Source organism: Burkholderia sp. Bp9031 (assembly GCF_003857965.1).
GTDB classification, from domain to species: domain Bacteria; phylum Pseudomonadota; class Gammaproteobacteria; order Burkholderiales; family Burkholderiaceae; genus Burkholderia; species Burkholderia ambifaria_A.
Genome location: NZ_QTPW01000008.1, coordinates 270107 through 281295, shown reverse-complemented (window position 1 = coordinate 281295; position 11189 = coordinate 270107). Strand labels below are relative to the sequence as shown.

The 11189-nt window shown below is 62.4% G+C and carries 12 protein-coding genes and 2 pseudogenes; 8 read left to right on the top strand and 6 right to left on the bottom strand.

Features of this window, described 5'->3' with window-relative positions; translation table 11 throughout:
• Positions 1 to 438: 438 nt before the first annotated feature.
• Positions 439 to 765, bottom strand: a complete 327-nt coding sequence (locus DIE15_RS14085) for a hypothetical protein (protein WP_124833583.1) — start codon at positions 763 to 765, stop codon at positions 439 to 441.
• Between the two features lie 552 nt (positions 766 to 1317).
• Between DIE15_RS14085 and DIE15_RS14080 the strand changes: the two genes are divergently transcribed.
• The gene (locus tag DIE15_RS14080) at positions 1318 to 1614 is read left to right on the top strand and encodes a hypothetical protein (RefSeq protein WP_175825103.1); all 297 of its coding nucleotides are present in this window, start codon (positions 1318 to 1320) and stop codon (positions 1612 to 1614) included.
• A 186-nt stretch (positions 1615 to 1800) separates the two neighbouring features.
• On the opposite strand, the gene DIE15_RS37670 is transcribed toward DIE15_RS14080, so the two are convergent.
• The gene (locus DIE15_RS37670) at positions 1801 to 2103 is read right to left on the bottom strand and encodes an EamA family transporter (protein ID WP_260428260.1); all 303 of its coding nucleotides are present in this window, start codon (positions 2101 to 2103) and stop codon (positions 1801 to 1803) included.
• A 2-nt stretch (positions 2104 to 2105) separates the two neighbouring features.
• A complete protein-coding gene (locus DIE15_RS37665) occupies positions 2106 to 2588 on the bottom strand; it encodes a DMT family transporter (protein WP_260428257.1) in 483 nt (160 codons plus the stop codon).
• 77 nt (positions 2589 to 2665) lie between these two features.
• Here DIE15_RS37665 and DIE15_RS37360 point away from each other — a divergent pair.
• From DIE15_RS37360 to tnpC, 3 genes and pseudogenes are all read left to right on the top strand, one after another.
• Positions 2666 to 3063: pseudogene (locus tag DIE15_RS37360) on the top strand (DUF1016 N-terminal domain-containing protein); the annotation flags it as partial.
• Positions 3057 to 3285 (top strand): annotated as a pseudogene (locus tag DIE15_RS38130) (Tn3 family transposase); the annotation flags it as partial. The pseudogenes DIE15_RS37360 and DIE15_RS38130, both read left to right, overlap by 7 nt.
• A 6-nt stretch (positions 3286 to 3291) precedes the next feature.
• On the top strand, positions 3292 to 3663 hold the full coding sequence (gene tnpC / locus DIE15_RS14055) for a Tn3 family transposase post-transcriptional regulator TnpC (protein ID WP_124833580.1): 372 nt from the start codon (positions 3292 to 3294) through the stop codon (positions 3661 to 3663).
• Between the two features lie 67 nt (positions 3664 to 3730).
• On the opposite strand, the gene DIE15_RS14050 is transcribed toward tnpC, so the two are convergent.
• Positions 3731 to 4708 carry a site-specific integrase gene (locus tag DIE15_RS14050; RefSeq protein ID WP_260428256.1) on the bottom strand — a complete coding sequence of 326 codons (978 nt, stop codon included), beginning with the start codon at positions 4706 to 4708 and terminating at the stop codon, positions 3731 to 3733.
• Positions 4709 to 4818: 110 nt separating this feature from the next.
• Here DIE15_RS14050 and DIE15_RS14045 point away from each other — a divergent pair, with 110 nt between their 5' ends.
• Positions 4819 to 7257, top strand: a complete 2439-nt coding sequence (locus DIE15_RS14045) for a TOTE conflict system archaeo-eukaryotic primase domain-containing protein (protein ID WP_124833579.1) — start codon at positions 4819 to 4821, stop codon at positions 7255 to 7257.
• A 57-nt stretch (positions 7258 to 7314) separates the two neighbouring features.
• Here DIE15_RS14045 and DIE15_RS14040 read toward each other — a convergent pair whose 3' ends face one another.
• Positions 7315 to 7719: a PIN domain nuclease gene (locus DIE15_RS14040; protein ID WP_027820332.1), complete on the bottom strand. Its 405-nt coding sequence runs from the start codon at positions 7717 to 7719 to the stop codon at positions 7315 to 7317.
• Positions 7716 to 7910 (bottom strand): type II toxin-antitoxin system VapB family antitoxin, encoded by a 195-nt coding sequence (locus DIE15_RS14035; protein ID WP_124833578.1) that lies wholly within the window; start codon positions 7908 to 7910, stop codon positions 7716 to 7718. The genes DIE15_RS14040 and DIE15_RS14035 overlap by 4 nt, the downstream gene beginning before the upstream one ends.
• 288 nt (positions 7911 to 8198) lie before the next feature.
• Between DIE15_RS14035 and DIE15_RS14030 the strand changes: the two genes are divergently transcribed.
• From DIE15_RS14030 to DIE15_RS36995, 3 genes are all read left to right on the top strand, one after another.
• On the top strand, positions 8199 to 9191 hold the full coding sequence (locus DIE15_RS14030; protein ID WP_124833577.1) for a DNA-binding protein: 993 nt from the start codon (positions 8199 to 8201) through the stop codon (positions 9189 to 9191).
• A 173-nt stretch (positions 9192 to 9364) separates the two neighbouring features.
• Complete coding sequence (locus tag DIE15_RS14025) at positions 9365 to 10570, top strand: hypothetical protein (protein WP_124833576.1); 1206 nt, start codon at positions 9365 to 9367, stop codon at positions 10568 to 10570.
• Between the two features lie 163 nt (positions 10571 to 10733).
• Complete coding sequence (locus DIE15_RS36995) at positions 10734 to 10877, top strand: hypothetical protein (RefSeq protein WP_185734460.1); 144 nt, start codon at positions 10734 to 10736, stop codon at positions 10875 to 10877.
• Positions 10878 to 11189: the final 312 nt, after the last annotated feature.

Sequence of the window (11189 nt, the reverse complement as noted above, 5' to 3'; positions counted from 1 at the left end):
CCAACGAATGCCTGCTATCTGGCAGCGATTCGTCCCTGGGCCGGACGATGCGGACTCAAGTTAAGCGGCACATTGAATGACCGATTTGGGGAATTGCGCCCGACCGCTTCGGGTCGACTCCGGTCCGCTGATGATCTGCGAGCGCGAGCACAGATTAGGGGTGGGCTTGCCCAATCGCGCTCGCATGGGCGCGACCACCACGGCTGCGATCACTCCCGAAAGGACGGATCAAGCCCCTCGACCCATCGCATCAGCGCATAAAATGCCCTTGCTTCAGGACCCGCGTGCAAGTGCTCGAACTGTTGCACCGCGTGTTCACAAACAGCGGGTGCCGGTAAGGTCCAGTCGTTGATATTGCCTATCGGCGTGTCAAAGTGCGGGCCGAAGGGCAAACAGCCCCGGCGTGAAACACACATGAAACCGGGGCTGTCGGGTACGTCAATGCAGTTGTCGCTTTAGATCGGAAAGTTCCGAATGCATCGTACTTACTGCATTCATGATCTTGGCATCAAGACTGCCGGCCTGTTGGCAAGCACGCTCTGCACGATCACCGATTCGTTCGAGATCGTCGACGCATTGCCGAATACGATCTTCATCGTTGGACGCCATGAGCTTCTTCGCCGATTTGCATTCCTTGTCCAACTCATCCACCCAGTTGATCAGGTCCTTTGGAATCGTCCTGTCGGCGTGGCAGGTACGTGATGCCTCGCTCACGGTTTGCTGCAGATGGGTAAAGCGCTTTTGGATTTCACTGGCTTGCAACATGATGAACGCCTCCTTGAACGTCGGTTCCAGATGCGCTCAGGCAGCAGCTAACTCCGGCGTTGCCCGTGGTATCGCCAGTCGCTCGCTTCAATCGGCCGGCGGCAACACTGCATTGCATCAAAGCTGCAACCGAGCCCGCGGAACGTGGAAGTTCTAGTGTAGGGCACTACCGCAGGGAGTAGTAATCCGGGCAGTGGAGCCAGGATGCGACATCGACGTGACACTCCGTGCACCGCCGACGGCGCAGGCTGATTGCTCGAGGCAATATCTCCTGTGCGCTCGCGCCCTGAGAGCTGCAAGGAGCTGCAAGGACTCCTGACCCCGAATACGCATGGCCTTGGATGCCGGACTCGTCGTCCCATCGGTAAGCGATCGATAAAAGACAGAAACCGGCCATGAACAGACGTGGCCGGTTCGCATCCGCCACCGGACAACCAATCGATACATTTTCCAGATATCGACGCGGTATGGAAAATGCGCACGTAGTGGTATCGAGTCATAAGGCGCCAGGTTGCGACGACGCCGGGGGCTATCAAAATGGACATGTTGAGAATGGCGCAGGAAGCGGGATTGGCAGTGCTTCTGGAGGGGCGTATCGGCCAGCAGGAATACAGCAGCGTATCCGGGTCAAAGGATGCATTGCTGCGCTTCGCCCAGGCGATTCGGGTGGCGATGGTGCAGGAACTCGCCTTACGCGCCCGCTTGAGGCTTCGTAACCTTTCTTCCCAATCTCGGTGGCGCTCCAAGCACAAACGCGCTGGAAATGGACCCGCCCGCAAATCTGAAGAATGGTTACGCTGCAGCCAGCGACAAAGGCTCGATTGCGATGATCAGCCGAAGTCGGCTTGAAAGCGGAGGAGGTGGGTCGCACCTGAATGACTCACACGGGTCGGGCTGCGACCTCCGCAGCCGCCGAGCGGCGATACGGCATTGTTCCGACGGGATCCGCCAGTTTGGGACATTCGTTTCCGCCGCGTCGCGATGCTGAGGTGTCGCTTCGGTACCACAGCCTGCGGCCGTTCGGTTGCCCCCCGCCTAACGAGGTGTCTTCCCCGTGCTCATCGTCAGTACGAGTCCGGTCAGGACGAGCAGCACGCCGCCTACGAACGACGCCCCGAGCGTATCGCCAAACTTCGCAGACCCCGCGACTATGCCGACCAAAGGCTGGAGGCACTGAACGCTCGCGGCGACGCGCGCCGGAACGACGCGCAAGAGGTTCAACCACAGGAGTAGACCTGCAACGGTCACCACGACACCTAGATATACGGCAGCCGCGACGCCTTGCGTGGTGATGTTGATCGGTACGTGCCTGAATTCACTGATACTCCAGGGCAGCACGGCTATGAAACCGAACAGTGTGCTCTGCTCCACGCCACCACCGTGCCGGTACCGTACGCACTGGTCAGTTCGACGCTCCAGACGTAGTAGAACGCAATCGCGATAGCGGACGACAGAAGCCATCCCGCTCCGGCCAGTGTCGTTGGCGCGGTGGCCGTCGCACCATGACCATGCCCAAGCGCGACGAGCGCAATTCCCGCGAATGCGGCGAGCAGGCCGACTCGCTGTAAGGCTGAGACGTGCTGCCTGAGCCGTACGGCTGCGAAGAAAACGATGAATACCGGAATGGTTGCGGAAATGATCGTGCCGACGGACGCCGACGTACCGGTAACGCCGAAGGTCTGGGCAACCTGCCCCACACCGATGCCGAGAATGCCGAGCGCAGCTACTCGTGGCACTGCCCGCCACGGCAGCGCATGGCGCCCCACGGCAAAGGCCAGCAGTAGAGGCACCGCCACGGCAAACCGGAACGCTGTCAGCGACAACGTCGGCAACGTCTGAAGCCCCAGTTTCGTTACCCGGCGCTGCGCGCCGGCAACTGATTTCCGCGATACCCGACAACATGACCGACCTGATTCCTGCGTCCCTGCCGAACGACGTCCGACAGATGATCGATATGGCCCGCACCCGCGCGGCCGCCGCCGTCAACTCGGAATTGACGCTGCTCTACTGGCAGGTTGGTCGCCGCATTCGGGACGGCGCGTGTTGCGCGGTGCACGCGCCGCTTACGGGCAGCACATCCTCGCTGCGCTTGCCCAGCGACTAACGGTCGAGTATGGGCGTGGCTGGAGCGAGCAGCAGTTGCGCCATTGCGTTCGCGCGGCCGAGGTGTTTCCCGACGAACCAATTCTCTCCGCGCTGCGGAGAGAGTTGAGTTGGACTCACCTGAAGACGCTGATGTATGTCGACGACCCGCTCAAACGCGACTTCTACCTCGAGCTCTGCCGAGTCGAGCGCTGGCCGTGATCCTGCAAAACACGGTGGACAGGATGCGAGCCCTGCGCGACATGGTGGCCGAGGGCGAAGGTCCGCACCGAGGACGTTGAATTCGTGAGCCCATATGCGACGCACAACATTCGCCGCTTCGGGCGCTACTGGCTGCATCTGGAACGTCCGCCCGAAAGCTGGATCAACGATGCCCTGTTTGGCCGGGCGGCCCGGCCTCACGACGAAATGAGGTAACGCTGGATGAGTTCAAGAGCCGCGGTGACCACCATGCCGTACGGTGAAGTTGATGCCGCCGCACTGGAAGGGCTGCAGTCGCGCTATGACCCGACGCGGGTGCTCGATGCGGTAGATACGCTCGACGAACTGCGCACCGGCCTTAACGATCCGGAAGGCCTGCGGGACGATCTGCTGCGCCTGCACGGTATGGCGCATGCGCTCGTCAACGGTGCGAGCTTCGCGGCAACAACCCGGGGCGCGTCGATTGTCGAACAGATCGAGGATGTGCTCGACCGGATCGATCACTTTGTCGCCGGGCTTTTATCCATCCGTGATGCATTGCGCCCGCTCGAAGCGCTCCGTCATGAAGATATGGCAGGCCCGGATCGCGATTGAGCTGAAAGCGAATCTCCCCCGGTACGTATCCGTCAGAGGAGCGTGGAGTGACGCCCCGATCCAGCAACTATGCTGCAGGCGATGCGATGACGGGTCGTTCCTGCACGGCCGTGCCTGGCGTTGCAAGTGCCGATTCGATGCGGTGTTGCGCGAACGGATCGGCGGCGTCGATGTAGCGCATCGCCGAACGTACGTCTTTCCAGCCCACGTACTGCATCAGCATTTTCAGATCCCAGCCGTTCGAGTTGGCCCACGTTGCGAAGCCCCGCCGTAGCGAATGGCTGCTGTAGCTGTCCGGCGCGGCCAGGCCTGCCGCCTGGAAAAGCGCACGCAACAGCGGCACGAAGCTGCCCGCATGCAGTCCCTCGTCGTTGATGTTTCCCCAGCGGTCAATGCCCCGGAACACGGGCCCCTCCGTCAGGCCGGACGCCGCAATCCACGCCTCGTAAGCCGTCACCGGACACAGGCGTGAAAGCGCAGGGGCCTTGAAGGTCGTGCCCAGCTGCGCGCGGTCGCCTTTCGTGCGGGGCAGGTACAGCGTCATGCCGCGGCCCGCCTCAACGGCAACGTGCTCGATCCGCAGCCGACTGAGTTCGTCGGAGCGAAACCCGCGCCAGAAGCCCAGCAGCACCAGGGCCCGGTTGCGAATGCACGCGAGGCGCTCGCGCTCGTCGGCTTCCCTGGCGATCTGCTCATCGAGCCAGGCTGTGAGCTTTTCGAGCTGCGCGAGCTGCATGGGCTTCGCCCGCTTCTCGCTTGCAGGATGCAGCGCGACGATACCTCTGAGGACCTTGCGCACATGTGGGGCCTTCGTCGGATCCGGAAAACCCTGCGTCTGATGCCATTGCGCGAGCGCTGCAAGCCGCGAGCGCAGGGTATTGATAGACAGGGTTTCTGCGTGATCGGCAAGGTACCGCGCGATCATGTCAGCGCTCGCGGGCAGAAAACCGCCCCATTCAAGCTCGAAATGCCGGAGCGCCGACTGGTAACTGCGCCGGGTGTTTTCGCGCGTCGCGGCTTGGACGTAGCGATCGATGGCAGACATGGCTCGTGGGTAAAATCAGGTGATCTGTATCGGAGACGATGATATGCAACAACGAACGCGTGCGCCAGCCGGCGTGCTCGATGGGAGCCAGGGTTTCGGCCGGTGAAGCAATGAACGAAGGCAAGCTGCTACAGGCAGACTGGGAAAATTTCACACGCGAGGAGCTGCTCGCGGAGCTCGCCCGCCTGCAGGCCGAAATCGCGCGGCTCACCGCCTTGCTGCCGGCAACGCTGCAGGCACAGGCAAAGCCCGTGCGGGTGGCCCGGAGCGCACCATCGCCAGCAGTGCGAAACACGGGCGCCCCCGTACTTTCGCCCGAGCAGAAGGTACAGCTCTTCCGGCGGCTGTTTCGCGGCCGCACGGATGTCTATCCGCTACGCTGGGAAAGCCGCAATTCCGGAAAATCCGGCTACGCGCCGGCGTGCGCCAACGAATGGCGCGCCGGGATCTGCGAAAAGCCCCGCATCCGGTGTGCCGACTGCGGGCATCGTGTACTGCTGACGCTGGACGACCAGGTCGTCTATACGCACCTGGCTGGCGATCGCACAGTGGGCCTCTATCCACTGATGCCGGATGGCACCTGCTACCTGCTCGCTGTCGACTTCGACGAGGAAGGCTGGCGTGAAGATGCGCAGGCGTTCCGGCAATCCTGCCTCGAGATGGACGTGCCCGTATCGCTCGAAATCTCGCGTTCAGGCAATGGCGCTCACGCGTGGATCTTCTTCTCGTCGGCCGTTGCTGCACGTGACGCGCGACGGATGGGCTCAGCCATCATCAGCCACACCTGTACCCGGACCCGTCAGCTCGAACTGACGTCCTACGACCGGCTCTTCCCGAACCAGGATGTGCTGCCCAAGGGCGGCTTCGGTAACCTCATTGCCCTGCCGCTGCAGAAGCAGCCACGCGAGCATGGTTGGAGCGTGTTTGTCGATGAGGGCTTTCAGCCGTACGCTGACCAGTGGTCGTATCTCGCGTCCGTGCAAACCATGGACAGCCGCGACATCGAGGGGGTGATCTTTCGCGCCACGGGCGGTGCGCACCCGCTCGACGTCGCGTTCATCGCCGAGGAGGACCAGGCCGAACCATGGAAGCCACCGCCCGCGCAGCCGAAGCGGCTGGCTGGAACGATGCCGGCGTCGCTCACGCTGACGCTCGCGAACCAGCTCTATCTTGAAAAGGCGCAGCTTCCGCAGGCACTGCTCAACCGGCTCATCCGGCTGGCCGCCTTCCAGAATCCGGAGTTCTACCGGGCCCAGGCGCGCGGCTTCAGCGTATGGGACAAGCCACGCATCATTGGGCGCGCCGAGAACTGCCCGCGCCACATTGCATTGCCGCGCGGATGCCTTGACGACGTCGTGACGCTACTGCGCGATAACGACATCGCCTGCGACATCCGCGACGAGCGCTGCACCGGCGAGCCGCTTGCAGTTCCGTTTGCCGGCACGTTGCGCGATGACCAGCAGGCGGCCGTTACCGACCTGCTGCGACACGACACCGGCATCCTGCATGCGCCGACGGCGTTCGGCAAGACCGTGACGGCGGCCGCGATGATCGCGCAGCGTGGCGTCAACACGCTCGTGCTTGTGCACCGCCGGGAGCTGCTTGACCAGTGGCGTGAACGCCTGCAGTCGTTTCTCGCACTCGACGCGCGCGCGATCGGCACGATTGGCGGCGGCAAGTCGAAAGCGACCGGCCGGATCGACGTCGCGATGCTGCAGTCGGTGGCGCCCGATGGTGCCCGCGGCGAGCTGTTGCGGCGTTACGGCCATGTCATTGTCGACGAATGTCACCACGTCTCGGCGGATTCCTTCGAGGCGGTGCTCAAGGCCGTCCATGCCCGTTACGTGCTGGGTCTGACGGCCACGCCCGTGCGGCGCGACAGCCAGCAACCGGTGATGTTCATGCTGTGCGGGCCGATCCGGCATGCGGCGAAATCCCCGGCCAGCGCGCCCCAGATGCTCGAGGTATTCCCGCAAAGGCTCACCGCCGCAGTGGACGTTACTGCCGACGCGCCGATCCAGGAAGTGTTCGCGCGTCTCGCCCAAGATGCGTCGCGCACGCGCATGATCGCCACGGCCATCCATGAGCAATACGCGCGGGGACGCAACGTGCTGGTGCTCACCGAGCGCACAGACCATCTCGAAAGCCTGCAGCAGGCCCTGGAAGACACCGTGCAACCGCTGTTCGTGCTGCACGGCCGCCTCGGCAGGAAAGCGCGGGTGGCGCAGCTGGCTGCCCTTGACGCGCTGGCCGGTGACACGCCCCGCGTGGTGCTGGCGACCGGCAGGCTCGTAGGCGAAGGCTTCGACCATCCGGCGCTGGACACCCTGGTGCTGGCCATGCCGGTTGCGTGGAGGGGCACGCTGCAGCAGTATGCCGGCCGGCTGCACCGCGAGCATGCGGGCAAGACCGGCGTACGGGTGATCGATTATGTGGATGGTGGCCATCCGGCACTGCAGCGCATGTGGGAGAAACGCCAGCGCGGCTACCGGGCGATGGGCTATCAGGTCCGCACGCCCGGAGAAGATCTCCAGCTGCAGCTGGCCTGAAACCCGTGGTGAATTCGTATTCCGTATCGTTTCTTGCTGTTTGCTGTCACCGGCACGTTAGTCGTCGCGCATTGCAGACTGAAGACCGAGGTGCTCGACGAACGGATCGAAATCCCGGTCGCTGAAGAGCAGCGGCGCACCGTTTTCAATGCACCACGTCGCGATCAGCGTATCGATGGTTTTGCGGATCGTTACGCCCTGCGCTCGCAAGATGCGGTAATTCCGGGCCGCCTGAATGGCGTTATCCGGCCCCACCAGCGAGACGACATCGAATCGCGTCGTCATCAGCTGCCGGGCCGTATTGAACGCCGACTCGGCGGCAAATCCCTGTAGCACCTCGGCGACGATCAGGTCGCCGGTGACCAGCACCTCCCGGCCCAGCAGGGCATCCAGTCGGCTGGCTTGGGGTGAAGCCAGCCCCCGGAAGTAGTCGATCCACACGCTTGAATCGACGAGTATCACTGGTCGCGCCTCATGGCATCCAGGTCCCCTTCCCACGGCAATTTGCCGCGGAACTGGCGAATCTGCTCCTGCTGCTTGAGCCGGATGATCGTTTTCAGGCCAAGCTCGACCGCTTCACGTTTGGTCCGGACGCCCGTTGCGGCAAGCGCTTCGGCCATCAACCGGTCGTCGATCTCGATATTGGTACGCATGGCGCGCCTCGTAAATGTGTATAAAACAATTGAATTATACACATCAAACGCTTGTGGTCCACGCTCTGGGTTGCAACATCCCAATTTGACCAGCAATCCCCCGGAGATCGTCAATTTCCATATTTCGTACCGGTTGTGCGGCGGGACAAGTCGGATTCGGACCATCACACTGGATAATCCTCCTTTATCGTATGCCATCAACGCTCACATAAAACTGCCATTGACCGCGTACTGTAATACGTATATACATGGTACGTAATACAGTACGATATTCGAGCGAGGAAGCAGATGGCCCGCACCGGTCTTACGCGCATGGACGTTAAGCGCGCCCGCGACGCATTGCTCGCGCAGGGGCAGCACACATCGATCGACGCGATACGTATCGCGCTCGGCAATACGGGCTCGAAAACCACGATCCACCGGTACCTGAAGGAACTGGAGGAAGATGAGGGCGCGTCACTCACACGCGCCGGGTCGCTCTCGGACGCGATCCAGGATCTGGTGGCCCGGCTCGCAGCCCGCCTGCACGAGGAAGCACAAGCCCTCGTCGACCAGCAGGCCGCCGCTGCGGCCGCGCAACAGCAGCAGGCGCAGTCCGAAATCGCAAGGCTCGGCGCTGAGCTGGCCACGGTGCGAGAGCAACTCGCTGGCGCGACCGCCGCCCTTTCCGGGGAGCAGGAGGCGCACGCCGGGACTCGCGTGGCGCTGCATCAGCGCGACCTGGACGTAGAGCGGCTCACCCAGCAGGTACGCGACCAGACCGAGCGCCTTGCCGAGCAGGAAGGCTTCCGCCTGTCGCTTGAGGCCAAGCTCGTGCATGCGCGCGATGCCCTTGAGCACTTCCGTACGGCTGCGCGCGAGCAGCGCGAACAGGAAGCCCACCGACATGAGCAGCAGGTCCAGCAGGTGCAGGCTGAGCTACGCCAGGCGAACCAGTCGGCCATCGTCCGGCAGAACGAGATCACGCAACTAAACCGGGACAACGCGCGGCTCGTCGCAGAAGCGACGGCCGCGACCCGGCTCGCACGCGATCAGCAGGCACATGGCGAGGCGCTGCAGTCCGCCCTCAATCGTGCGCTCACCGATCGGGCGCGCGCCGAGGCCGAGCGCGACGCAGCGCAGGCGGCAGCCGATGCGCGGGCAGTCGAGTTGCTCCAGGTTCGCGAGGCCCGTGACTCGCTCCGCGCGGACCTCACGAAGCTGGCCGCGCAGCTCGAAGCACAACAGCAGCTCCTGATGGACTACCGGATGCGACTGGGCGGCGCGGACGCGGCTGGCTGAAAGCATCGCATCGCGTGCCGAAAGGACGTCACAATGGCAACGAGCACGCCTTTCGGCGCTTGCCATGAAGCAATCCGGCTTTCACGTCGGCCCGGAGTTTCATGGCTCCGGCGGGCTGCGCACCAGTACATCCACCTTCTTCTCTTCCATGCGCTTCGCTGCGGGAATCTGGCATGAGCGAATACCAATACTACGAGTTTGCATGCGTCGACCAGCTGCTTACGGCGACCCAGCAGGCAGAGTTGCGCAGTCTCTCCACGCGGGCCACGATCACCGCCTCAAGCTTCGTCAACGAATATCACTGGGGAAACCTCAAGGGCGACCCGCTCGAGTGGGTACAGCAATATTTCGATGCCCACGTCTACTCCTCCAACTGGGGCAGCTGCCGCCTGCTTCTTCGCCTGCCGCGCGGGACGTTTGATGCGGCGACCATCCGCGATTACGTCAAGGCTGGACGAAAGAGGCGCTCCCGTTTCGAGAAAGCATTCGAGGCCATGGACGTCGATGACTGGTGCATCCTCGACTGGTCGTTCAACGATGACTCAGGTGAACACGCCCGCTTCTCGGAGGAGATGGATGGTGCGGGGTGGATGACGCGCCTGCTGCCAGTACGCGACGAGCTGCTCGGCGGCGATGCTCGCCCGCTTTATCTTGGGTGGCTTGCCCGCCTCGGGAATGATGAGCTACACGATGACGAAATCGAACCACCGGTGCCTGCGGGCCTACAGGCGTTGACGCCCGCACAGGTAGCACTGGCCGAGTTTCTGATGCTGGATGCGGATTGGCTCGCCGCCGCCGCGGAGGCCAGCCCGTCATTATTGGCCCCGGAATCCAGCGGGAGCGAAGACTGTCGCTTTGATCCCTGGCTACGTGAGTTGCCGGTTGATGAAATGCGGGCGCAACTGCGCATGCTGCTACAAGGACGCAGCCGCGAAGCGGAGAGAGCGCTTCGAAACGCTTTTCTCAAATGGGAGAAAGGTAGGAATGCAAATCAATTGAATTTTCCCGAGCGCCGTCGAATATCCGAGATCGAATCAAGGGTCGCCTCTCATCGCGCCATCCGTGAAAGAAGGGAACAGGAAGCACGCCAGGCGGCCGAGGTCCGCCGTCGTAAGGAACGCACACGGTACCTCACATCACTTCTCGAACAGGAAGACGCGGCGTGGTCAAGCATCGATGCACAACTGCGACGCACAACGGGCAGCGCCTACGATCAAGTATTCCAGAAGTTGCAGGATCTCGCCGAAGCGTATGAAAACGCCAGGCGGGATGCCGTATTCCGGCGTCGTCTGGCGCAATTGATGTCGAGTCATGGCAAGCGGGGAGCCTGGCTTGCCCGGCTGCAAAAAGCGGGGTATTTGTGGCAACCCAAGTCTTAGACTCCCTGGCCTGACCTGCTGAATCATTTCCGCAAATCTGGGATGAACTCTGAGCCCAGTTGGCCCAGTATATATGCCAATTTTCGGCGACTTGACCAAGTCATAATAACTTGGTCGCCTATGATAGAAAATTGTGCTTACCTTGTTCGCCCCCCAAGAACGGATGCAGTCGATGCTGTTCGAGCGGAGCGCACTGTCGCGCCAAGCCGACGAACTAATTCGGCGCGAACTCGCCCACCAGCCCAGCGGGATCGCCGCGCGTATGCTCCAGCTTGTGGAGAAGAATGGCCTCGGGATTTTCGGCTGACGATGGTGCGCGCTGCGTGACGCAACGACGGCAACCCTTGTCCGCATCACACCGGATGTCGTGTTCTCGGCCGCCGTTTTTCCCCGTGGCCTGCTTCCGCCGGGCGGGCTTCGAAGTAGCCCGGCTGGAAGCCAAATCTCTGCGGATCTGTACCACATCTACATCGGCTATAAGAACATAGGCGGAAAACCTGATTCGTCGCGACGAACCGGGATTGAGATCTCAACCTCCTGTCAGAGTTGCCAGCTTGCTCACATACCGTCGCTAGGGATGTAATTTGACCGCGCGGCTGGCTAAGCGTGATACGGGCGA

Coding starts and splice junctions, on each gene's coding strand:
- DIE15_RS14085 (WP_124833583.1), bottom strand. CDS start 765: ATGTTGCAAGCCAGTGAAATCCAAAAGCGCTTTACCCATCTGCAGCAA.
- DIE15_RS14080 (WP_175825103.1), top strand. CDS start 1,318: ATGGCGCAGGAAGCGGGATTGGCAGTGCTTCTGGAGGGGCGTATCGGC.
- tnpC (WP_124833580.1), top strand. CDS start 3,292: ATGAGTTCAAGAGCCGCGGTGACCACCATGCCGTACGGTGAAGTTGAT.
- DIE15_RS14050 (WP_260428256.1), bottom strand. CDS start 4,708: ATGTCTGCCATCGATCGCTACGTCCAAGCCGCGACGCGCGAAAACACC.
- DIE15_RS14045 (WP_124833579.1), top strand. CDS start 4,819: ATGAACGAAGGCAAGCTGCTACAGGCAGACTGGGAAAATTTCACACGC.
- DIE15_RS14035 (WP_124833578.1), bottom strand. CDS start 7,910: ATGCGTACCAATATCGAGATCGACGACCGGTTGATGGCCGAAGCGCTT.
- DIE15_RS14030 (WP_124833577.1), top strand. CDS start 8,199: ATGGCCCGCACCGGTCTTACGCGCATGGACGTTAAGCGCGCCCGCGAC.
- DIE15_RS14025 (WP_124833576.1), top strand. CDS start 9,365: ATGAGCGAATACCAATACTACGAGTTTGCATGCGTCGACCAGCTGCTT.
- DIE15_RS36995 (WP_185734460.1), top strand. CDS start 10,734: ATGCAGTCGATGCTGTTCGAGCGGAGCGCACTGTCGCGCCAAGCCGAC.